The organism is Pseudoalteromonas sp. GutCa3 (assembly GCF_002836155.1).
Lineage (GTDB): Bacteria > Pseudomonadota > Gammaproteobacteria > Enterobacterales > Alteromonadaceae > Pseudoalteromonas > Pseudoalteromonas arctica.
Genome location: NZ_PJBK01000034.1, coordinates 53,309 through 78,949, shown reverse-complemented (window position 1 = coordinate 78,949; position 25,641 = coordinate 53,309). Strand labels below are relative to the sequence as shown.

Here is a 25,641-nt window from a genome sequence, read left to right as displayed (position 1 = left end):
GGGGGAGCCAGAAGGCACGATTGTTACTATTACAGTAACTGATGACGCTGGTAACCCACAAATAATCACCACTGAAGTACAAGCTGATGGCACCTTTAGTGTTGATGTACCGAACGAATTAAGTGAAGGCGAATTTACTGTTGAAGTATCGGTTACAGATACTGCAGGGAATGAAACTACCGCAACAACAACAGGCGAAGTTGATACTGCCGCGCCAACAGTTATTATTGACCCCGTAGGTGATACTAACAACACCACCCCAACTATTTCAGGCACCGCAACGGGGGAGCCAGAGGGCACGGTTGTTACTATTACAGTTACTGATGACGCTGGTAACCCACAAATAATCACCACTGAAGTACAAGCCGATGGTACCTTCAGTGTAGATGTGCCGAACGAATTAAGTGAGGGTGAATTTACCGTTGAAGTATCGGTTACCGATACCGCAGGTAATGAAACCACAGCAACAACAACAGGCGAAGTTGATACCACAGCGCCAATAGTTACTATTAATGCACTAGGCGATACGAGTGATACAACACCGACCATTTCAGGCACGGTTAGCGGTGAGCCAGCTGGTTCAACCGTAACTTTAACAGTGACCGATGCTAACGGTATAGTACAAATAATTACAGCAGAAGTAATTGCAGATGGAAGTTGGACTGTAGAAGTGTCCGCGGCTTTAGCTGAAGGAAGCTACTCTGTAGATGCAAGTATTAGTGATAGCGCTGGTAATGAAGGCACAGCAAGTGCTTCAGGCACAATTGATACAAGCGCATTGACCATTACCATTGATATTATTGGCGAAACTAACGATCAAACACCTCAAATAAATGGTGATACTTTTAATGCACAAGCTGGCTCTCAAGTTGAAGTTCAGATCACTGACTCAGCGGGTGCAATAATTACTTTAACCACAGTTGTTGATGAAAACGGTCTTTGGAGTGTTACTCCGCCTGCAAATTTAGCTGAGGGCACCATTTTAATTAGTGCAACAGTAACAGACATAGGTGGTGGAACGGCTAATGCAGAGCTTGATGCTGTAATTGATATTACGCCTCCAACAATACAAGTTAATGAACTAGAAACAAGTAATGATACAACACCGGTTATTTCTGGTAACACAACTGACGTAGTTGCAGGCACGGTTATAAATTTAACGGTTACTGATTCTCAAGGGGTTGTTCGCACATTTAGCACAACAACAGATGCCGATGGTAATTGGAGTGTTGAACTTTCTCAAGAGTTGGCCTCGGGCGATTATTCTGTAGAAGCTGAAGTATCTGATGCTGCAGGAAATAGCGCTTCAACTACGGCTACCGGTAATATAGACACATCAGGACCTAGCTTAACCGTTGACTTTGAAGCTGTAACCAACGACTCAACGCCTACTATTTCAGGCACTAGTGATGCAGACGTTGGTACCAGTATCACGGTTGTTATTACAGATGAAAATGGAGTTGAACAAACACTTAGCACCACAGTAGATGCAAATGGTAACTGGGAAGTAACTCCACAAACAGATTTAAATGAAGGTGATAACACCATCGAAGTGAGTGTATCTGACGAAGCAGGAAATACGACAACAGTTACAGATACAATTACGTTAGACACACAAGCGCCAATACTCACCATTCAAAACGTAGGCGATGTCAGCGATTTAACACCTGAGCTGCAGGGCACTAGTAATGAAATTGGCGGCACCGTAACACTGACCATCACCGACAGCCAAGGCGCTGAGCAAACCTTCACCACCACCGTTGAAAGTGATGGCCACTGGAATATTGAAATTCCAGGTGCCCTTGCACAAGGTGACTTTAGCGTTGTTGCCAGCATCACTGATGCTGCAGGCAACGACACCACGGCCAACAGTAGTGGTAATGTAGATACCATTACACCGGTTATCACCGTTGATGCACTGGGTTTAGGCAACGACAGCACCCCAGTTGTTAGTGGTACCTCAACAGAGCCTGAAGGCACCGTTGTGAATATTGTTATCACAGACAGTAACGGCGATGAAACACCAATTACAGCCACAGTCGATGCGAACGGCAACTGGCAAGCAATCAGCCCTGAATTACCAGAGGGCAGCTACAGTGTGCAAGCCAGCATTACCGATGCCGCAGGTAACACCGATAGTGCCGTGCAATCGGGCACCATTGATAGCCTCGCGCCAACGCTTGTGCTTGATACCGTGGGCGCAACGAACGATAGCACCCCGACTATCAGCGGAAGTACCAATGCGCCAGCGGGGACTGTTATTAGCATCAGCGTGAGTGATGGCACCACAACAGAAACGTTCACCGCGACAGTACAAGCTGATGGCAGCTGGTCAGCGGATGTACCGAATGCACTGAGCGATGGTGAGCTCACCATTGAAGCTAGCGTTAGTGATAACGCCGGTAATACCACTACATTAAGTGAAACCGCAACACTCAACACCACGGCCCCAAGCATTAGTATTAATGCATTGGTTGATACCAACGACACTACCCCAACCATTAATGGTACAAGCGATGCGGCAGATAACACCACCATTAGCTTAACGTTTGAAGACAGTGCAGGGAATATTACGACTGTTGATACGACGGTAACGGGTGGCGTCTGGAGCGTTGATGCACCAACTGATTTAGCCGAAGGTGAATACACGGTGACCGCAGAGGTAGACGATGGCCTAGGTAATATCGGCAGCGCCACCGAAACAGGCGAGATTGACTTAACCGCACCAAGCCTTGTTATTGCAGACAATGGTGTTAGCAATGACACGACACCGACTATCTCCGGTACAAGCGATGCGCCACAAGGCAGTGAAGTCACTATTATTGTGACAGACAGTGCCGGTGCACAGCAAACCATTACCGCGACAGTTGGCGGAAGTGGCGCGTGGTCAGTCCCTGTTACGACAGCCCTTGCAGAAGGTAACTTCAGCGTAAGCGCAAGCGTGAGCGATGCCGCTGGCAACGAAGCCAACGGCACAGGCGCAGGAGAGGTGGATACAATTGCACCGACCCTTGTACTTACCAGCCCTGGTTCAAGTAATGAGATCACCCCGACATTTAGCGGCACAAGCGATGCGGTTGAAGGCACGGTTATTAACTTCACCGTAGTGGATGATTTTGGTAGCTCACAAACGTTCACCACCACTGTGGATGCTGATGGCAACTTCTCAGTGGAAGTACCGACTGCACTGGCAGAAGGGCCGTACACGATCACCGCCAATATCAGCGATGTGGCAGGTAACAGCACCGATATTACAGGCAATGGCACCATTGATACCACTGCACCAAGTGTGAGTGTGGATGCGCCAGTACTTACCAACGACACCACACCCACAGTGACAGGCACCAGTGATGCACCTAATAGCACCATCACAGTTACGTTTACAGATGCAGCGAATGCCACTCAAAGCATTGATGTACAAACCGATGCTAATGGTAACTGGAGTGCGACACCAACAGGTACATTAGCTGAAGGTGACTACAGCGTCAGCGCCAGCATCACTGATGCTGCAGGCAACACAGGCACCGGCACGGACAGTGGCGAAGTAGACGTAACCCCGCCAGCACTTGCCTTTACACCAACGTTTGAACTTGGTTTATTAATTACCCTAAGCGGTACGTCTGACTTGCCCATTGGCAGTGAAATTACTATTACCGAGCAACTTGTTAACGGTGGTATTGGTGCAACATATACCACTACAACGGATGCGGATGGCAACTGGTCATTAGTCGGGTTGGATGTATCTTTACTTGATGTTGGCTCAGTGATCGCAACAGCGACCGATGCAGCAGGTAATACCCGTACAATTAGCTCAGATGATTTTGATAATACGCCACCAACGCTTACTGTTGAGGTTGCCGCACAAAGCGACAGCAATACACCGGTTATTAGCGGCACAAGCGATGCGGGTGAAGGCGCGCAAGTCACTATTGTAGTGACCGACAGCGATGGTAATTCACAAACTATCACCGCCCTTGTGGATGCAAACGGTGATTGGAGCGCCACACCAGCGACACCATTAAGTGAAGGTGAAAGCACCATTGAAGTAAGTGTACGCGACAGTGTTGGCAACGAAACTACAGTGAGTGACACCACCACTATCGACACGCAAGCGCCAATACTCACCATTCAAAACGTAGGCGATGTCAGCGACTTAACACCAGAGCTTCAGGGCACCAGTAATGAAATTGGTGGCACCGTAACACTCACCATCACCGACAGCGAAGGCATCAATCAAACCCTTAGCACCGTTGTAGGCAGCGATGGTCACTGGGCAATCGAAGTATCGACAGCCCTTGCACAAGGTGAGTTTAGCGTTGTTGCCAGCATTATCGATGCCGCAGGCAACGACACCACCGCAAACAGCAGTGGTAATGTGGATACCATCACACCAGTTGTCACCGTTGATGCACTGGGTTTGGGTAACGACAGCACCCCAGTGATTAGTGGTACCTCAACAGAGCCTGCAGGCACGGTTGTAAATATTGTTATTACCGACAGTAACGGTGATGAGCACCCAATCACCGCTACTGTGGATGCAAACGGCGATTGGCAAGCAACCAGCCCTGAATTACCGGATGGAAGCTACACCGTGCAAGCCAGTATCACCGATGATGCAGGCAATACTGGCGGTGCAGTTCAATCAGGCAACCTAGATACCTTAGCGCCAACACTGACGTTAGACACAGTCGGTGCCACGAATAACAGCACGCCAACAATCAGCGGAACATCGAACGCGCCAGTAGGCACGGTTATAACGATTAACGTTACGGATGCAGATAATACAGAAACGTTCACCGCGACAGTGCAAGCCGATGGCAGCTGGTCAGCAGATGTACCGAACGCACTGACTGATGGTCCACTCACTATCGAAGCAAGCGTAAGCGACAGTGCAGGCAACACCACCACGTTAAGTGAGGGCGCAACATTGGATACCAATGCACCGAGTATTAATATCGATGCATTAATGGATACAAATGATACAACGCCGAATGTGAGCGGTACCAGCAGTGCAGCAAATGGCACTATTATCACCGTCAGTTTCACGGACAGTAATGACATAACAAACACGGTACAAACAACTGTTACAGACGGTATCTGGAGTGTTGAAGCTCCTGTTGACTTAGCTGAAGGCAGTTATGAAGTTGAAGCGAGTGTTACAGATGGAAGCGGCAATACAAGTACAGCAACAGAAAATGGCGTAGTGGATACGACCATTCCTAATATTGCCGTAAATGATGTAACCGTGACTGATGACACAACACCTACGATCACCGGCACAGCGAATGCGCCACAAGGCAGCACCGTGAGCGTTGAAATTACAGACAGTAATAACATTACTCATACCGTAACGACCACATTAGGGGTTAATGGCACGTGGAGCGTGCCCGCCTCACAAGTACTGGCTGAAGGTACCTTTACAGTGAGCGCCAGTGTGAGCGATGCCGCAGGCAACGAAGCCACTGCCACAGGCACTGGTGAAATAGATACCATTGCACCGACACTTGTACTTACCAGTCCAGGCTCAAGTAGTGACATCACCCCAACACTCAGCGGAACAAGCGATGCGGTTGAAGGCACGGTTATTAACTTCACCGTAGTGGATGATTTTGGTAGCTCACAAACGTTCACTACCACTGTGGATGCTGATGGCAACTTCTCAGTGGAAGTACCGACTGCACTGGCAGAAGGGCCGTACACGATCACCGCCAGCATCAGCGATGTGGCAGGTAACAGCACCGATATTACCGGTAACGGCACCATTGATACCACAGCACCAAGTGTGAGTGTAGATGCGCCAGTATTAACAAACGACAGCACGCCAACTGTGACAGGCACCAGTGATGCACCTAACAGCACCATCACGGTTACGTTTACAGATGCAGCAAATGCTACTCAAAGCATTGATGTACAAACAGATACTAACGGTAACTGGAGTGCGACACCAACAGGTACATTAGCTGAAGGTAATTACAATGTCAGCGCCAGCATCACTGATGCTGCAGGCAACACAGGTACAGGTACAGATACAGGCGAAGTAGATATAACACCGCCAGATTTAGCGTTTACACCTACTTTCTTATTAGGTTCATTGGTGTTATTAAACGGTACATCTGATTTACCGGCTGGCAGTGAAATTACTATTACTGAGCAACTTGTTGGCGGCGGTGTGGGCGTAAGTTACACCACAACCACTGACGCCAATGGTAACTGGTCACTGACTGGTATTGATATCTCATTACTGAACTTAGGCTCAGTGATCGCCACAGCGACCGATGCCGCAGGTAATACCCGTACAATTAGCTCAGATGACTTTGATAATACGCCACCGACACTCACTGTTGATGTTGCAGCACAAAGCGACAGCAACACGCCAATCATAAGCGGCACAAGTGACGCAGGTGAGGGTGCGCAAGTGACCATAGTGGTTACTGATAGCGCAGGCAACCCACAAACCATCACTGCGCTTGTGGATGCGGATGGCAATTGGAGTGCCACTCCAACCACACCGCTAAGCGAAGGCGAAAGCACCATTGAAGTAAGTGTACGCGACAGTGTCGGCAATGAAACCACCGTGAGTGATACCACGACTATCGACACGCAAGCGCCACTACTCACCATTCAAAACGTGGGCGATGTCAGCGATTTAACACCAGAGCTTCAGGGCACCAGTAATGAGATTGGTGGGACAGTCACACTCACCATCACCGATAGCGAAGGCATCAATCAAACCCTTAGCACTGTTGTAGGCAGCGATGGTCACTGGGCAATCGAAGTATCGACAGCCCTTGCACAAGGTGACTTTAGCGTTGTTGCCAGCATTACCGATGCCGCAGGCAATGAGAGCACAGCAAACAGCAGTGGTAATGTGGATACTATTACACCGGTTGTCACCGTTGATGCACTGGGTTTGGGTAACGACAGCACCCCAGTGATTAGTGGTACCTCAGCAGAGCCTGCAGGCACGGTTATAAACATTGTTATTACTGACAGTAACGGTGATGAACACCCAATCACCGCTACTGTGGATGCAAACGGTGATTGGCAAGCAACTAGCCCTGAATTACCAGATGGAAGCTACACCGTACAAGCCAGTATCACCGATGATGCAGGTAACACTGGCGGCGCCACACAAACTGGCAGCTTAGATACCTTAGCGCCGACACTGACGTTAGACACAATAGGTGCCACTAATAACAGCACACCAACAATTAGCGGGACATCGAACGCGCCAGTAGGCACGGTTATAACGATTAACGTCACGGATGCAGATAATACAGAAACGTTCACCGCGACAGTACAAGCCGATGGCAGCTGGTCAGCGGATGTATCGAACGCGCTAACTGATGGTCCACTCACTATCGAAGCAAGCGTCAGCGACAGCGCAGGCAACACCACTACATTAAGTGAAAACGCAACACTCAACACCACTGCGCCAAGCATCAGTATTAATGTACTGGTTGACACCAATGACACCACGCCAGAAATTCGCGGGACAAGTGATGCAGCTGATGGCACAACCATTAGCTTAACGTTTGAAGACAGTGCAGGGAATATTACGACTGTTGATACGACCGTAACGGGTGGTGTATGGAGCGTCGATGCACCAACTGATTTAGCCGAAGGTGAATATACTGTCACCGCAGAGGTAGATGATGGACTGGGCAATATTGGCAGTGCCACCGAGACAGGTCTGATAGACCTAACAGGTCCGAGCCTTGTTATTACCAACAACGGTGTAGGCAACGACACCACGCCAACGATTGCAGGCAGTAGTGATGCACCGCAAGGCAGTACGGTAACGGTTATCGTGACCGATAGCAGCGGTGCAGCGCAAACAATGAGCGCCACCGTACTTGCTAATGGTACGTGGTCAATCCCTGTACCGGCAGCCATTGCAGAAGGTGGATACACCATCAGCGCAAGCGTGAGCGATGCAGCAGGCAATGACACCACCGCTACAGGCACCGGCGAAGTAGACACCACCGCACCTACACTTGTACTTACCAGCCCAGGCTCAAGCAACGACATCACCCCGACACTGAGCGGCACAAGCGATGCGGTTGAAGGTACCGTTATTAACTTCACGGTTGTGGACGATTTAGGTAATACACAAACGTTCACCACCACGGTTGATGCAGACGGCAACTTCTCTATAGAAGTACCGACTGCATTGGCAGAAGGACCATACACGATCACCGCCAACATCAGCGATGTGGCAGGAAACAGCACCGATATTACCGGCAACGGCACCATTGATACCACAGCACCAAGTGTGAGTGTAGATGCACCAGTATTAACAAACGACAGCACACCAACAGTAACGGGTAGCAGTGATGCACCTAACAGTACCATCACCGTTACGTTTACCGACGCTGCCAATTCAGTTCAGACCATTGATGTACAAACGGATATCAACGGTAACTGGAGCGCGACACCAACGACTGATTTAGCCGAAGGGAACTACAGCGTCAGCGCCAGCATCACCGATGCTGCAGGCAATACAGGCACGGGTACAGACACTGGCGAAGTGGATATAACCGCTCCGGATCTTGAAATTATTCCATCGTTTTTATTAGGAAATTTGGTTTCTCTTTCGGGGGATTCTGATCTACCAGGGGGTTCTGTGATCACTATCACAGAGTACCTAGTTGGTGGGTTAGTTGGCGCAACTTATACAGCGACAACAAATCCTGATGGTACGTGGGGGCTTGCAAACATAACAGTACCTTTACTAAATCTTGCCTATGTGACTGCAACAGCAACTGATGCAGCAGGTAATATTGCATCAATCAATACACTTGATTTTGATAACGTAGCGCCAGACCTAACAGTTAGTGTCGATGCTTTATCTAATGACAGTACGCCAGTAATTAGCGGCACCACCGATATGGGGCAAGGCACTGTAATTGACGTGACTGTTACCGATAGTGCAGGGCAAAGCCAAGAGTTTACTGCGATTGTTCAAGCCGATGGCAGTTGGTCAGCAGATGTACCAGCAGAGCTAGCGCAAGGTCAATACACCGTTGTTGCAGAGGTTAGAGACAGTGTTGGTAATTTAACAACGCAGCAGACTCAAGGTGAAATAGATAGCGTTGCTCCTACATTAATTGTGAACGAAGTTAACGCGACAATAGATATAACCCCTACAATTTCAGGCACAAGTAATGAGATAGGTGCAGATGTAAGCATTATTATTGGTGGTCAAACACTAACAGCAACTGTGGGTACTGATGGCAATTGGCAAGTAGATGTCCCCGTAGCACTTGTTGATGGTGATTATACGGCGCAAGTAAGTATTACCGATGACGCTAATAATATCAGCAGCACGACTATTGATTTAACAATTGATGCCCAAGTACCTGTTATTGTACTTAATGATATAACTGTATTTAACACTAATACACCAATTGTAAGTGGTACTTCAACTGAACCACAGAATACGGTGGTCGATATAGTCATTACAGATAGCAACGGTGATATACATACTTTAACCGCAATAGTTGATGCTAACGGCGATTGGCAAGTTACGGCGCCAAGCTTGCCAGATGGCAATTATGATGTAGAGGTAAGTATTACCGATGATGCTGGCAATCAAGGTTTGGATACAGGCTCGAGCTTTATTGATACTCAAGCACCAAGTATTTCTATAAACGCATTAGGTACAATTAATAACAGCACGCCAACTATTTCAGGCACATCCAATGAACCTGAAAACACGAGTATTACAGTAACTGTGACCGATGGAGATAGTACCGAGACTTACACAACTGTTGTTGGTGCAGGAGGTGATTGGAGTGTAGATATAACCGACGCACTGACTGATGGTGAAGTTACAGTTTCTGCAAGTGTTACTGATACCGCAGGGAATGAATCAGTTGCAAATAGTACCGCAACGTTAAATACCAATGCGCCTACCATCAATATTAATACAATTGTTGATACGAACGATCAAACACCAGCAATATCGGGCACAAGTAGTGCGGCAGATAACACAGAAATTACGGTCGTTATAACTGACGTTAATAACATTTCACATACTGTAACTACTTCGGTAGTAGGCGGGATTTGGAGTGTTGATGCGATAAGTATTCTTCCTGAAGGTGAATTTACTGTTTCGGCAAGTGTAACTGAAGGAAGCTTAACGAGTAATACAACAGGTAGCGGTGTTATCGATTTAACCGCGCCAACGCTTAGTATTACGCCGCTTGTAACTTTAAATGATACAACGCCTACAATTTCAGGCACAACAACCGCACCGCAAGGCGCATTAGTTATTATTTTAATTACAGATAGCTTAGGTGCAGAGCAAACGGTTAATGCTACGGTTGGTGCAAATGGCACATGGTCAGTCGCTGCAAGTACAGAGTTGAGTGAGGGCGCTTACACGGTTTCAGCTTCAACCACAGATACTGCCGGTAACCCTGTAAACACAAGTACTACAGGGGTAGTTGATATAACTGCGCCAGTTGTAACTATTAGCGATATTGTTGGAAGTACTGATCTAACTCCAAGTATTTCTGGAAGTGTGACAGGTGCCAATGTGGGTGATGCTGTTGCAGTGGTATTCACTGATGCACAAGGTAATGAGCATACTGTAAATACAACAGTTCAAACTGGTGGTGTATGGTCTGTAGAGGCAACTAGCTCTCTATCACAAGGAGATTATTCAGTTGAAGTCTCTGTTACTGATAGCGCGGGTAATACCGGGGACGCAACAAATACAGCAACCATTGATACAATTGCTCCTGAAATTAGTATTAATCAAAGTTCATTAATACTAACTCAAGATAGCACTCCATTGATTACAGGTACGTCTAACGAGGCAAATACAAACGTTATTGTTACCTTTACTGATTCTGCTGGAGTTTCTCATCAAATGACCGTTCAAACCGATGGCAATGGAGACTGGCAAGCGGCTGCTAATAATATTTTAGCTGACGGTGTTTACAGTGTTAGTGCAACTATTAGCGATGCTGCGGGCAATACTTCGGTCGACAATAAAACCAGTGGTGAGGTTGATACCGTGGGACCAGAGCTAACAATTGTGCCTTCGTTCCTATTAGGACAGTTGGTTTCTTTATCTGGTACATCTGATTTGGGCGAAGGTAAAACCGTTACGGTTACTCTAGAGCTTGCAGGTGATTTACTCGATTTAACATACGATGTAACCACAGATGCAAATGGTGATTGGGAGCTATTAGGCCTAGCCGTTAATGTTATTGGCTTATCAGTTATTGAAGCCTCTGCAACCGATGATGCGGGTAACACCACCGCTATTACGACTGCTGATGTAGATGCTTCAACCCCAGTACTAAATGCGGTAGTTGACTTTGCTACTGGTGAGGGCGATTTACCAATAATTAGTGGTACGACCGACCAAGCACCAGGCACTGAAGTGCTAGTTAAAGTGGTAGATAGCGAAAATGTAGTACAAGAGCTTACGGCTATAGTGCAAGCCGATAATACTTGGGCTGTGCAGGTTCCTCAATCATTAGCTGAAGGTACATTTAGCGTAACAGTTGACGTGTTAAGTGAGGTCGGTATTACTACCACGCAACTACTTACCGCAGTGGTGGATACAGTATCGCCAACACTTGGCTTACAGGTTATTGGCACAACATCAGACTCCACGCCAATAATCCAAGGTACCAGTGATTTAATTAATGGTGTTGTTGAAATACAACTAGATGGCGGCACTGTACTAACTACTACAGTTGATGCTTTGGGAATATTTACACTTGAAGTTGATGCATTATCTGAAGGGCAGCACGTTGCTAATGTGAGTATTACTGATGATGCAGGAAACGTAGTTACCGATACTCTCGAGTTTGTAGTGGATACACTAGTACCAGTGGTTGATATTTTACCATTGACTATTAGCGATACCGATATATTAACTATTTCAGGCAGTTCTGAAGAGCCTGAGGGTACAGACATTGACGTAACTGTTATTGGTAGCAATGGTGATGAAACAGTATTTGATGCTGTAGTTGGTAGTAATGGTACTTGGTCTTTAGTAACCACCAGCTTATCTGATGGTGTTTATGATGTGTATGCGAGTATTACTGATGCCGCAGGTAATACTGGGCAGTCAGCCATTGAACAAGTAACTATAGACACCATTCCGCCAGCGTTAGAAATAGATGCGTTTGGAGTACTTAATACTCTAACACCAACAATTACAGGCTCTAGCGATGAGGAAGTAGGAAGTTTAATTACTGTAAATATCACTGACTCAACAGCCGCAGTACAAACAGTTACTACTACTGTTTTAGGAGATGGTACTTGGTCTGTCATTGCTCCTTTATTACCTGAAGGAGAAATTACAGTTGAGGCCATAAGTACCGATAGCGCTGGTAATACAACCACTGTAAATCAAATAGGTACTGTCAGTACAACCCTGCCAAGTTTGTTGATAAACCCAATAATTGATACAAGCGATACAACACCTACCATTAGCGGCATAACAGATGTATTAAATGGCAATGTAGAAGTCGTTATTACTGATAGCAGTGGTACCGCAACAACCTATAACACCACGGCTATAGCAGGTATATGGAGTTTAATACCTACAGTACCGTTAGCAGAGGGGGCTTTTACAGTCGATGCCACTGTTGAAAACTTGTCACTTACGAGTAGTATAAGTCTTGATGGCATTGTTGATTTAACACCACCAACAGTTGAAGTTGATCAATTACCTGTAACCAATAACCCGCTACCGACGATAACAGGTATAAGTGATGCACCAGCAGGTACCAATGTGAGTGTTGTTATTACTGATGCTAATAACGATCCACAAACTATTACCGCTCAAGTTGCAGGCAATGGCACATGGTCAGTAACAGCTACTACCGCACTGAGTGAAGGTAGTTTTAGCGCTACTGCGACAGTGAGTGACGCTGCAGGTAACTCATCAAGCGATACAATGGTGTCAAGCACAGACTACACAGCGCCAACTGTAGTCATAGATCCAATTACAGTAGGGCAAGATACAACGCCTACCATTACAGGCTCTGTAACCGGAAGCTATGCAGGTGCGGCTGTAATAGTTATGTTTACCGATTCTGCAGGTGCCACTCACAATGTTCAAACAACAGTTGGAGCTGATGGGACGTGGAGTGTGACATCAACAGAAGTACTTCCTGAGGGCAACTACAGCGTTGATGTAAGTATTGTTGATGGTCCAGGTAATATCGGAGAAGGATCAGCAAGCAGTAATGTTTCAGGAATTACAATCGATTCAGGATTGGTACTAACTATAGATCAAAATCCAGTTATAACAGGTACAGCCGCTCCAGGTGAGTCAGTAACGGTGACCTTTAGTGGCGCTACAGAGGCAACTGAAACAGTGACTGCTAATGCATCTGGTGAGTGGAGCGTAACAGCTAATACGACCTTAGCTGATGGGGCTTATACTGTAACAGCTGTAGCAACTGATACATCAGGCAATACAACTTCAAGCGGTAGTTTATCTGGATTGATTATTGATACTACACCAATAAGTTTTGAAATCAATGATTTTGACTCTGGGATATTAGGTGTTTTATTACCGTCAGTTGAAGGAACAACAGAACCAGATACAGAAGTGTATATTATTGGCTCTTCATTATTGGGTGTTAATTTACTCGGTCTAGATTTAGATGTACTAGATAATGCAGGAAGTTTTACTTCTGATAGCAATGGAAATTGGGGAGGCTTTCTAAATTTACTCAATCTAAACATAGGTGGAGGAGAGCAATTCTACTTTGTAACTGTAGATGAAGTTGGAAACTACTTAATCAAAAATACTGATAACGCAATAGAAGGTACGGGAAATATTTACGTTAATGGAGCAAGCGCTGCTTCTGGCGATACAATCCCTGCATCATTTAGTGAAGAATCTTCATTAGGCGATACAGACCCTAATGAGGTTTCAAGCAACAACATATTAAGTACTGAAACTATTGATTTAGGTAACTTGAGTGGTCTATCAACACCTGAGCAAACGGTGCAAATGAGTTCGGCGGAGCCGCTTAATATTGATGATGTAATCATTAACGAAGATGCAGAGCAGCTTATAGCGCTAAATACACTGGTTGAAGACGAAGGTTCTGCAATTGCTTATACCCCAGCCCAAAGCGGGGGAAGCATTGATACAGAAGCACCTGCGGTTGATGTACAAAATCAATCGGAAGAGATGATTAAACACTTAATTGAAAGTAGTAATAATCAAACGGATATTTAATACCAATAAAGCCCCCCTAATTATTTATTAAGGGGGCTTACATAATTAAGTGAATTGGTATTATTTATAACTAAATTTAAGAATAAAGGACATTAAAAAAGCCTTATTGATAAGTCAATAAGGCTTTTTTAATGTAAAATTTTGGGCTTAAGCTTTTAAGTTACGAACCAGTTTACTTTCGGTATTTACAGACTTACCGGCTTGGTCGTAGGTCATTGACGTTGGTGCGCCAATTAATATCTCTTTTAATTGTTTAACACTTAGTTGCGCTTGGCGGGCAGCATGAGCATTAACGTTATTTTGTTTTTGGCATTGTGCAAGTTGAGTTTTAACTTGGCTTATTAGCTCAGATATTTCAGGGTTTTGTGAGTCGTTACTAGCAATTAGCTTACCTAGCTCTTTATCAAGAGTGCTTAACTTAGTTAAAAAAGACATTTTTTGTTGGGCAATTTCTTTTAAACCAGCACCACGTCGTGAGGCAATAGCAGTAAGCTCGTCGTTTAATAGCGTATGCAAAGAATCTAAACAACTTACTTGTTGGTTTAGTTTTACGCTAATTAAACTATTATGATCAGCCATACACGTTAAACTCAAAATCAGCTAAGTTTTTAGCAAGCTTTTCACTATCCACTTGGTATTTACCTTCAGTTATTGCTTTTTTTAGCTCAGCAACTTTATCGCTATCAAAGCCAGGCGATTGCTGCGCTTTATCTTGAAGCGTTTTTAATTGCTGTGCCTGCGGCGTTAAACTTACAGAATCACTAGCAGCTTTAGGCGAAGGAGCCTGAGCAGCTTGTGTATTAGCATTATCTTTTTTTAAATCAACTTGTTGCTGCTTTGCATTTGTTAACGCATTAGCTTGTTGATTACTGCCATTAACTTGATTAACCATAATAATAAACCCGTATATTACCCAACTTATGCCATGTTATCGGCATATACGTGGGATACTTTAGTATAAATCTAAATTAAATATTCACTTGAACAGACTCTACACCATCTACTCGCGCATTTAAAACTTTACCTGATTTTTTGTTTTTTATTTGTATCTGTTCGCCCAAAGTACCGTCTTCTAAAGCAATACCTGTGGTTTTAATTCTAAGGCCTCTGAGATTAGCGTAAATATTAACAGAGTCACCTTTACACACCATACAAATTTGGTTTAGTAATACTGGCATACCACTTCTAATATTTCGTTTACTTCTGCTGCCTATTAGCATTGTAGGGTCATCTAAGTACTGAATTCGTACAAAGTGAGTTGGTTTCATTTCAATACTTAAATGCGATTTAGTTATTACTTCACCACGAGTTAAATTAGCAGTTGCAACAACAACTGGAGCCATTTCAACAACTCTTACATGAACGTATTGAGTCCACGTTTGCGCATCATTGCACTTGGCTTGTAAGGTTACTTGGCGGTTAAATGGTGGCTCATCGGATGTTGATAATTCAAGCTCAGTATTACAGACACGATCAGGAATGCGACTATCTAAAGGCAGTGCACTTAATTGAGTATTAGTATTTTGCAATGTACCAATCTGCTTAGCTATATAAGCAACGGCCATGTCTTGTAATAAATCTTTACTAAACACTTTAGCTTGCAAAGGGAATACAAAGCACAAGCTAGTAACAAAATAAAAAACACTGTATCTTCTGATTTTTTTTAACAAACTCATAATGTTTCGACTATGCTTATGGTTTCAAACAGGGTATAAATATTTTGCGTCAAAAAGTAGACGCACCCGCGATGTTATGTAGCTTTATAAATAGAAAGCAATTATCGTTCCGTATTATTTGTTTTCTTTAGGAGATTTGAATGGCAGGCATTTTAGACTCAGTAAACCAACGCACACAGTTGGTTGGGCAGAACCGCCTAGAATTACTTTTATTTAAGCTCAGAGGGCGTCAGCGTTTTGGTATTAATGTATTTAAAGTGAGAGAAGTGCTGCAATGCCCTCCACTAACAAGCATGCCAAAATCTAATCCGTATATTCGTGGTGTTGCACATATTCGTGGTCAAACTATTTCAGTAATTGATTTATCAATGGCTGTAGGTGGGCGCCCAATCGACAACATTAAAGACAGCTTTATAATCATTGCTGAATACAATCGCTCTGTGCAAGGGTTTTTAGTGGGCGGAGTTGAACGTATTGTAAATATGAATTGGGAAAAAATAATGCCACCGCCATCAGGCGCCGGACGTTATTCATATTTAACAGCAGTGACCGAAATCGAAAATGAATTAGTCGAAATTCTCGATGTAGAAAAAATTCTCAACGAAATTTGCCCAGTAAACACAGAAGTAAGTGCTGAAGTTGCACAAAGTGGCGATATTCAAAAAGATTTAGGCGAACGTATCGTATTTATTGCAGACGACTCTGCTGTTGCGCGTAATCAAGTTAAACGTGCCTTAGAGCCTTTAGGCGTGCAAACAGAGCTTGCCAAAAATGGTAAAGAAGCACTTATAAGATTAAAAGAAATAGCAGAGCTTGATTGTAAAAACGATATTACTGAGCGAGTAGCGTTACTTATCTCAGACGTTGAAATGCCAGAAATGGACGGCTATACCTTAACAGCTGAAATAAAAGCAGATCCCAAACTTGCACCTTTGCATGTTATTTTGCATACCTCTCTGAGTGGTGTTTTTAACCAGGCTATGATTGAAAAAGTCGGGGCAGATGACTTTATTGCTAAATTTAACCCAGACGAATTAGCAACAGCGGTTAAAAAGTGGGTTCATTGTGATTAACAAAAATAGGTGCTACTAACTTGAATAATAAAGATTTGCAGCAAAGTGAATACGACCAATTTCGTTCGTTTTTAGAGCAGCAATGCGGCATTGTTTTAGGTGAAAACAAACAGTATTTAGTTAAAAGCCGACTTGCTCCGTTAATGACTCGATTTAATGTGGGATCTTTATCGGAGTTGGTTAGTAAAACTCTCGGGCCTCACGAGCGGCAATTAAGAGCCGCAGTGGTTGATGCAATGACCACAAACGAAACATTGTGGTTTAGAGATCAATACCCGTTTGAGTTGCTCCAAAATAAGCTTTTTCCTGAGTTTAAAGACTTAAGAAGGCCTTTAAAAATTTGGTCTGCTGCCAGCTCATCAGGACAAGAACCCTATTCAATAGCTATGTCAGTAGCTGAATTTAATACTAAGCAACCTGGTGTGCTTCGTATGGGTGCACAAATTATTGGTACCGACATATCTAATACCATGCTTGATATGTGTAAAAATGCAGAATATGACGCGCTTGCACTTGCCAGAGGGTTATCTGCAGAGCGTCGTAAAAAGTTTTTTAAAGACAGCGGCAATGGTATGGCACAAGTAAACGATACAATAAAAAAACAAGTTAGTTTTAGGCACCTGAATTTGCTTGATTCTTACGCGTTAATGGGCAAGTTTGATATTATTTTTTGCCGTAATGTACTTATTTATTTTGCGCCTGAAATAAAAGCTAAAATTATTAATCAGTTTGCACAAGCATTAAACCCAAAAGGGTACTTATTTTTAGGAGCGTCAGAGTCCCTAACTGGCCTAAGTACTGAATTTGATATGGTTAGGTGCAACCCTGGTATTATTTACCAAAAGAAGTAATTAAGCTAATTCATTTCCCTAAAACGACGCACCTAGCGTCGTTTTTCTATTTAGATACATAGTCTTATAAAAATATAGCATGCCCTAATATTAATGGCTTATTTTTTGCTTTATTCATGGGTAAGTCAATTTTTTGGAGAAGGTTATGGCTATCAGTTTTGATAAAGCATTAGGTGTGCATCCGCAAGCCATGTTGATCCGTTCACAGCGAGCTGAATTAATTGCAACTAATATAGCTAACGCTGATACGCCTGGCTATAAAGCAAAAGATATTGATTTTGCCTCTGCATTAAAAGCGGCAAGGTCAACCCAGCAAAGCGGCAATACTATGGTAAGAACTAATGATAAACACATTGGTGGAGGTACTCATAGTATGGGAAGTTCAGAATCATTTCGTTTGCCAAATCAATCAGATACAGGTGATGGTAACTCGGTTGATATACAAGTGGAACGAAACTTGTATACACAGAATGCTATGGAGTATCAGGCCAGCTTGCAATTTTTAAGCGGCAAATTTAAAGGCCTGAATAAAGCTCTCGGTAGTCAAGGATAAAAATTATGAGTTTATATAATGTTTTCGATATTGCAGGTTCGGGTATGAGCGCACAAAACGTTCGCTTAAATACTACAGCTAGTAATATTTCTAATGCTAATACCATTAGTTCATCTCAAGACAAAACATACCGAGCGCGCCAACCTGTATTTGCGGCTGAGCTAACAAAGGCTTCAGCATCAGTAAGTAACCAACAGGGCTCCGCAGTTGGTGTGAAAGTTTTGGGCATTGTTGAAAGTAATGCACCATTACAAATTGAATATAACCCAAACCATCCAAGTGCGGATGAAAATGGCTATATCTATAAACCCAACGTCAATGTTGTAGAGGAGATGGCAAATATGATTTCTGCCTCTCGTTCTTACCAAACAAACGTGCAAGTTGCTGATGCAGCAAAGCAAATGCTAAGTAAAACACTGTTGCTAGGGCAGCGGTAACCGAGGGTAGGTTATGAGTAACGATATTAGTACATCTTCATCCTATTTAGACTCTATACGCTGGCAAGAATCGCAAGTAGCGACCAGTGATAATGAGAGTGATGCGTTAACACAAGAAGACTTTTTCTCTTTGTTAACTCAGCAATTATCGTTTCAAGATCCCAGTAACCCTGCGGATAACGATCAAATGATTGCTCAAATGACTAGTTTCACAATGGCGCAAGGCATCAGCGATTTAAATTCAAATTTTGATAGCTTAGCGTCTTCTATGACATCAAATTCAGCATTGCAAGCATCAACACTTGTTGGCAAGCAAGCTTTACTTGAGTCAAACAACCTGGATTTAAATGAAACGGGTGATGCCAGAGGCTCTGCAGTGGCAGAAGAAGCCGTTGATAACTTAAAAATTAAAGTGACAGATGCATCAGGTCAGCTAGTAAGAACTATTGATATGGGTTCTCAATCAGCAGGTGCAGTACGTTTTGCGTGGGATGGCAAAAATGAAGCCGGTGAGCGTTTACCTGAAGGTGAATACTCAGTAACCGCCGAAGGAAGTACTGACGGCGAATTTTCAAGCTTGCCCATTGCTACATTCAAGAACATTGAAAGCGTTAATATTAATGGCTCAAGTGGCATTATTATTAACACTAAAGAAGGTGCGGTTAGGCTGACAGATGTAGCAGAAATCGCGTAATAAATTTTAGTATTTTTCGCCTGCTAGCAGGCCACAGACTAACAGGTTAGAGGTGAATTATGAGCTTCAATATTGCATTAACCGGCCTTGCTGCCGCGCAAAAAGATTTAGACGTAACGGCAAATAATATTGCAAACGTTAATACCACAGGTTTTAAAGAGTCACGCGCTGAGTTTGCCGATGTTTACGCTTCATCAGTATTTAGCTCTGGTAAGACTAAAAATGGTGACGGTGTGCAAACAACCATGGTTGCGCAGCAGTTTCATCAAGGCTCACTACAATTTACAAATAACTCACTTGATTTAGCAATCACTGGTGAAGGTTATTTTGCGATGACCGACGATTTATCTTCGCAAGATTTAACATATACACGTGCAGGTGCATTTAAGCTTAACCAAGATAACTTTATGGTTGACGCAAAAGGTAACTTTTTACAAGCATTCCCAGTTGATTCATCTACAGGTGATACAACGTCGGTAAGTTTGAGCACAACTGATCCAATTCAAATCCCTGATTCGTCTGGTTCACCTCGCGCAACAGAAAATGTATTTTTGTCGTTTAACTTAGATGCAACAGCGGATCCAACAGGTCTAGATTTTGACCCTGCTTCTAGTGGTACTTATAACTCATCTACGTCAACAACGGTATATGATTCACTAGGTGAACCACATATTTTACAATACTTTTTTGCTAAAGAAGATGATGCCGCAGCAGGTGGTACAGATAACAGTTGGGAAGTATACGCAACACTCGATGGCAAAGTAGTTGATGGCACAACTGGTGGAGAACAAACAACGACACCTTATACACCACTAACTACCCTAGGTTTTAACTCAAGTGGTTTACCATCAACAACAGGTGGTGTGGCAAATACAAATACAACTACTTTTGATGAAATATTACTACCAGCGGGTTCTGGTGCTGGTTTATCAACATTACTAGACAATGGTGCAACTTTCCCAGGTACTGGTATTGAGCTTAACTGGCGCGATGAAAATAACACAGCAGGGCGTATTCCTACTCAGTATTCAAGTGGTTTTGAAGTAAAAGCACTCGATCAAGATGGTTCAACGGTAGGCCGTTTAGCCGGAATTGATATAGGCACAGACGGTAAAATTGTCGCTTCTTACAGTAATGGTGACTCAACATTCCTAGGCCAAGTGGCTATGGTACGTTTTCCAAATTCACAAGGGTTATCACAAGTGGGTGATACAAGCTGGAAGCAAAGTATTGATTCAGGTGAACCTGTAGCGGGTGAAGCCGGTTCGGGTACATTTGGTGGAATTAACTCATCAGCGCTTGAGCAATCAAATACAAATCTTACTAATGAACTTGTAGACTTAATCACTGCACAGCGTAATTACCAAGCAAACTCACGTGCGCTTGAAGTTAACTCAACTATTCAGCAAAGTATTTTGCAGATTCGATAAGCTAAACCCCATTAAATATATTAGGCTGCATTTTTGCAGCCTTTTTTATAAGCCCTCTTTGTAAGCCCTTCTAAATACCTCTCAATGTTGCGTCAAATTTAATCTGGCACCTATTTTGCATTTATAAGTTCAGAGATTTTTTATGTGAGTCGATACTATGGACAAAATGGTCTACATTGCGGCCTCTGGCGCTAAGCAAAGCCTACAAGGGCTTGCTTTAAAAGCCAATAATTTGGCAAATGCAAATACAACGGGTTTTAAAGCCGACTTTGCGCAAGCACGTTCTATGCAAGCGTTTGGCGAAGGTTTGCCTACACGTGTATTTTCAATGCAAGAGCGTCCGGGTTCTAACATGGTATCGGGTGGCATTGTTCAAACCGGGCGAGACTTAGACATCGCAATGAGCGATAACGCATGGCTTGCAGTGCAAGATGCCTCCGGTAATGAAGCTTATACAAAAGTGGGTACGTTAAACATTACTGCTCAAGGCATGCTCGTAACCAGCCACGGTCGTCAAGTTATTGGCGAAGGGGGACCTGTTATTTTACCCGTTCCAGTCGAAAAAATAGGGTTTAGCCAAGATGGCGCTATTCAAGTTCGACCGCAAGGCGCTCCCGCTAACTTTTTAGAAGAAATAGACACGCTTAGAGTGGTAGAAGCAAATAGCTCACAGCTCGAAAAAGGTAACGATGGTTTATTTAGACCAAAAGCAAATGTAACAGTAGATACCTCTGCCAATGTAAAAGTTTTAAGTGGTTCGCTTGAAATGTCGAATGTGAACCCTGTTCACGAAATGGTCGACATGATAAGCCACCAGCGCCAATTTGAATTACAAGTGAAATTAATGAAAACAGCTGAAGAAATTGACGAGCGTCAAGATCAGTTATTACGCATAGTTTAACTTTAAAATGAGGACACGATTATGAATCCAGCATTGTGGATCAGTAAAACTGGGCTAGACGCTCAACAAACCGATATATCGGTTATCTCAAATAACTTAGCGAATGCGAGTACTGTAGGTTACAAAAAAAGCCGCGCTATATTTGAAGATTTACTTTATCAAAATATTAATCAACCAGGTGGTCGTTCATCGCAAGATACCGAAATGCCATCGGGCCTAATGCTAGGTGCGGGTGCTAAAGTTGTAGCTAACCAAAAAGAGTTTACGCAAGGCAACATGTTGACCACCGAAAACTCACTAGATTGGATGATTTCTGGTGAAGGTTTTTTTGAAGTACTGCAACCAGATGGCAATATTGCTTACTCGCGCAACGGTCAGTTTACTACTGATGGCGATGGCCGAATTGTAACATCGGGCGCTGGTTATGTTATTCAGCCAGAAATGAATGTACCTGATGATGCGCAATCAATTACGGTTTCGCAAGACGGCGAAGTATCTGTACGTGTTGCAGGCCAAGCTGATAACGTGGTCATTGGTCAGCTTACTATTAGTGACTTTATTAATCCATCGGGCCTTGAGCCAATTGGTCAAAACCTTTATACCGAAACCGCTGTAAGTGGTGCGCCGGTACAAGGTAATCCTGGTGTTGAAGGGTTAGGTAGCATTATTCAAGGCTCACTCGAAACATCAAACGTAAATGTAACTGAAGAGCTGGTAAATCTAATAGAAACTCAGCGTATTTACGAAATGAACTCAAAAGTAATTTCGGCCGTTGACGAAATGATGAGTTATATCAATCAACAGCTTTAATAGAGTAGGGGGAATTATGCGTAATATTATTTTATTTACAGCGGGCACGTTATTTTTAAGTGGCTGTATGTCTACGCAAAATAGTGAAGTAGTGCAGGACGACCCTTACTACGCACCTATGTACCCCGAGCCTATTTTAGAGCCGCTGGTAGCCACAGGTTCATTGTTTAATACTCATACATCAAACGACTTATATTCTGATAAAAAAGCGCTACGTACTGGCGATATAATTACGGTTAAATTGCAAGAGTCTACTCAAGCAACAAAAGCCGCTAAAACAGAAACAGACAAAGAAACCGACGCAAGCTTAGACCCAGTGATTGGCTTAGGTGGTCTACCTGTAAATATAGGTGGCGATAGTATTCAGTTTGGTATTGGTAGCGATTCGTCGTTTACGGGCGATTCAAAATCAAACCAGTCAAACAGCTTAGTGGGCGATATTTCGGTTAATGTAATGCGCGTTTTACCTAATGGTAATTTAGTTATACGCGGCGAAAAATGGCTAACGCTTAATACCGGCGAAGAGTTTATTCGTTTAGAAGGGCTAGTACGCCCTCAAGACGTAAGCGCCGATAATACGGTTGAATCAAATCGTATTGCTAATGCACGTATTCAATACTCAGGTAAAGGGCAAACGCAAGAAGCGCAAAGTCCTGGTTGGCTTACACGTTTCTTTAGCAGTTCGCTGTTTCCATTTTAGAGGGTAACAACATGAATAGCCTTAAAGCTTTATGTTTAGTTGTGTTATTAGGTTGGCAGTTTACTGCCAGTGCCGAGCGCATAAAAGATGTGTCTATGGTTGAAGGCGTACGCTCTAACCAATTAGTTGGTTATGGCTTAGTGGTTGGTTTACCAGGCACTGGCGAGCAAAACTCATACACACAACAAAGTTTTAGAGGCATGTTGAACAGCTTTGGTATTACGCTACCTTCAACTCAAAGTCCTAAAATTAAAAATGTTGCCGCTGTTGCTGTGCATGCAGAATTACCTGCATTTAGAAAGCCCGGACAAACAATAGATATTACGGTTTCTTCTATTGGTAGTGCAGGCAGTTTACGTGGCGGTACTTTACTACAAACCTTTCTAAAGGGTGTAGACGGTAACGTATACGCTATTGCACAAGGTAGCTTAATTGTCGGTGGCTTAGGCGCACAAGGCCTTGATGGTAGTAAGGTTGTAATTAACACCCCTACAGTTGGTCGTATACCAAATGGCGCAACAGTTGAACGCACTGTAGAAAGCCCATTTATGCAAGGCGATTACATTACCTTCAACCTAAACCGCCCAGACTTTACAACGGCAAAACGCCTAGAAAAAACAATTAATGACCTAGTTGGCCCAAATAGCGCACAAGCAATTGATTCTGTTTCTATCCGTGTTATTGCACCACGCGATGCATCCCAGCGTGTATCGTACTTATCGACACTCGAAAACTTAGAATTTAAGCCAGCTGATATGGCCGCTAAAATTATAGTTAACTCGCGTACCGGTACAATTGTCATTGGCAAAAACGTTAAACTTCAGCCTGCGGCTATAACTCATGGTGGCTTAACAGTAACAATTGCAGAGCAACAAAATGTGTCGCAACCAAACCCGCTAGCAAACGGTGACACCGTTGTTACTCAGCAAAGTATTATTGATGTAAACCAAGACGACTCGCGCGCCTTTGTATTTAATCCAGGTGTAAGCCTTGACGATTTAGTTCGCGCAATTAACGAAGTAGGCGCAGCGCCTGGTGACTTAATGGCTATTTTAGAAGCACTAAAAGAAGCCGGCGCAATTAACGGACAGTTAGTTGTTATATAAATAACCCAAGCCAATAAATAACTTAGTACTTAAGCCCTATATTTTTGAAATTAGGGCTTTTGATTTACAGCAACTTAAGTTTATTATTTTTATCTTCCTCGTTTTATCGGTAGTGGCTCAGTTTTTGCATTTTTAACTGCATTATTCATTTTGTGTCAAAAAGCCGATGGAAACTAATCACCTCGATAAACAAAACTTTTTTGATTTAGGCAACTTAGATTCACTTCGTAAAGAAGCCTTAACGAGTGGTGATGCATCAACTGATGCTTCCAAAGCTGCGCTCAAAAAAGCGGCCGCACAATTTGAAGCTATTTTTACGCAAATGTTGCTCAAAGGAATGCGCAAAGCTAACGAAGCATTTGAAGATAAAGACAGTCCATTTAATTCAAGTGGCGTAAAGTTTTTTGAAGAAATGCACGATCAGCAACTTTCTACAGAGCTTTCATCAAATGGCTCGTTAGGCCTTGCCGATTTAATTGTTCAGCAGTTATCGCCTGAGTCTAAAAACTTTATGCCAGGCTCGGTGCTTAGAACAACCAAAGATATTTTTAGCGATACGCAAGTCGGCTCAGCTCTTCCTCATGAGCAAAAAAACAAGCAACCCGATCTTATCGTCAATAGCACTAAAGCCGATATTGCTGAGCCTAAAGTCGATACTGCAGAGTCTAAAACCGATAGCCCAACATTTAAAAATGCAGAAGAGTTTGTAAGTTCAGTGTGGGAACACGCTAAAACTGCAGCGCAAAAAATTGGTTTAAACCCAGCGGTAATGGTTGCTCAAGCGGCACTTGAAACCGGTTGGGGTAAACACATTATTAATAAAAGTGACGGTGGCAGCTCAAATAACTTATTTAATATTAAGTCAGATAAAAGCTGGGAAGGCGATAAAGCAAGCAAAGTAACGCTTGAGTTTGAGCAAGGTACACCCGTTAAAAAACAAGCCAGCTTTAGAGCCTACGATTCAATTAAAGATAGCGTGAACGACTTCGTTGATTTTTTAACGCAAAACCCACGCTACCAAGAAGCATTACAAAATACAGCAAAACCAAACGACTTTTTAGATTCATTACAAAAAGCAGGTTATGCAACCGATCCAAATTATGCCAGCAAAATAAAAAAAGTGCTCAATAGCAGCCAGCTAAAAGACATTGCGGCAAACGTGATCCGCCAAGGAGTAGAGTAA

15 protein-coding genes are annotated in these 25,641 nt (G+C 43.5%); 12 read left to right on the top strand and 3 right to left on the bottom strand.

The window, feature by feature from the left end:
- Window positions 1-14,227: Ig-like domain-containing protein (locus CXF64_RS07440; protein WP_101216702.1), on the top strand; the 14,227-nt coding region annotated here is incomplete at its 5' end.
- 147 nt (window positions 14,228-14,374) lie between these two features.
- On the opposite strand, the gene flgN is transcribed toward CXF64_RS07440, so the two are convergent.
- The 3 genes from flgN to flgA form a co-directional block, all read right to left on the bottom strand.
- Window positions 14,375-14,806, bottom strand: a complete 432-nt coding sequence (gene flgN, locus CXF64_RS07435) for a flagellar protein FlgN (protein ID WP_024599236.1) — start codon at window positions 14,804-14,806, stop codon at window positions 14,375-14,377.
- Window positions 14,799-15,119, bottom strand: a complete 321-nt coding sequence (flgM, locus tag CXF64_RS07430) for a flagellar biosynthesis anti-sigma factor FlgM (RefSeq protein WP_002959436.1) — start codon at window positions 15,117-15,119, stop codon at window positions 14,799-14,801. Before flgM ends, flgN begins: the two co-directional genes overlap by 8 nt.
- A 76-nt stretch (window positions 15,120-15,195) precedes the next feature.
- The gene (gene flgA / locus CXF64_RS07425) at window positions 15,196-15,903 is read right to left on the bottom strand and encodes a flagellar basal body P-ring formation chaperone FlgA (RefSeq protein WP_024608600.1); all 708 of its coding nucleotides are present in this window, start codon (window positions 15,901-15,903) and stop codon (window positions 15,196-15,198) included.
- Between the two features lie 140 nt (window positions 15,904-16,043).
- Between flgA and CXF64_RS07420 the strand changes: the two genes are divergently transcribed.
- From CXF64_RS07420 to flgJ, 11 genes are all read left to right on the top strand, one after another.
- Window positions 16,044-16,976, top strand: coding sequence for a chemotaxis protein CheV (locus tag CXF64_RS07420; protein ID WP_007581858.1), 933 nt, complete (start codon window positions 16,044-16,046; stop codon window positions 16,974-16,976).
- 20 nt (window positions 16,977-16,996) lie between these two features.
- Window positions 16,997-17,827 (top strand): CheR family methyltransferase, encoded by an 831-nt coding sequence (locus tag CXF64_RS07415; protein WP_007581859.1) that lies wholly within the window; start codon window positions 16,997-16,999, stop codon window positions 17,825-17,827.
- 145 nt (window positions 17,828-17,972) lie between these two features.
- Window positions 17,973-18,380 (top strand): flagellar basal body rod protein FlgB, encoded by a 408-nt coding sequence (flgB, locus tag CXF64_RS07410; protein WP_002959431.1) that lies wholly within the window; start codon window positions 17,973-17,975, stop codon window positions 18,378-18,380.
- A gap of 5 nt (window positions 18,381-18,385) precedes the next feature.
- Window positions 18,386-18,817, top strand: coding sequence for a flagellar basal body rod protein FlgC (gene flgC / locus CXF64_RS07405; protein WP_007581860.1), 432 nt, complete (start codon window positions 18,386-18,388; stop codon window positions 18,815-18,817).
- 13 nt (window positions 18,818-18,830) lie between these two features.
- Window positions 18,831-19,511, top strand: coding sequence for a flagellar hook assembly protein FlgD (locus CXF64_RS07400; RefSeq protein WP_101216701.1), 681 nt, complete (start codon window positions 18,831-18,833; stop codon window positions 19,509-19,511).
- Window positions 19,512-19,570: 59 nt separating this feature from the next.
- Window positions 19,571-20,941, top strand: coding sequence for a flagellar hook protein FlgE (gene flgE, locus CXF64_RS07395; RefSeq protein WP_024589965.1), 1,371 nt, complete (start codon window positions 19,571-19,573; stop codon window positions 20,939-20,941).
- A 157-nt stretch (window positions 20,942-21,098) separates the two neighbouring features.
- Complete coding sequence (locus CXF64_RS07390) at window positions 21,099-21,842, top strand: flagellar basal body rod protein FlgF (RefSeq protein WP_024589964.1); 744 nt, start codon at window positions 21,099-21,101, stop codon at window positions 21,840-21,842.
- Between the two features lie 21 nt (window positions 21,843-21,863).
- Entirely contained in the window at window positions 21,864-22,652 is a 789-nt protein-coding gene (flgG, locus tag CXF64_RS07385; RefSeq protein WP_002959420.1) for a flagellar basal-body rod protein FlgG, read from the top strand.
- A gap of 16 nt (window positions 22,653-22,668) precedes the next feature.
- Window positions 22,669-23,352 carry a flagellar basal body L-ring protein FlgH gene (flgH, locus tag CXF64_RS07380; RefSeq protein WP_010553251.1) on the top strand — a complete coding sequence of 228 codons (684 nt, stop codon included), beginning with the start codon at window positions 22,669-22,671 and terminating at the stop codon, window positions 23,350-23,352.
- Window positions 23,353-23,363: 11 nt separating this feature from the next.
- Complete coding sequence (locus CXF64_RS07375) at window positions 23,364-24,458, top strand: flagellar basal body P-ring protein FlgI (protein WP_024592771.1); 1,095 nt, start codon at window positions 23,364-23,366, stop codon at window positions 24,456-24,458.
- A gap of 166 nt (window positions 24,459-24,624) precedes the next feature.
- A complete protein-coding gene (gene flgJ / locus CXF64_RS07370; RefSeq protein ID WP_101216700.1) occupies window positions 24,625-25,641 on the top strand; it encodes a flagellar assembly peptidoglycan hydrolase FlgJ in 1,017 nt (338 codons plus the stop codon).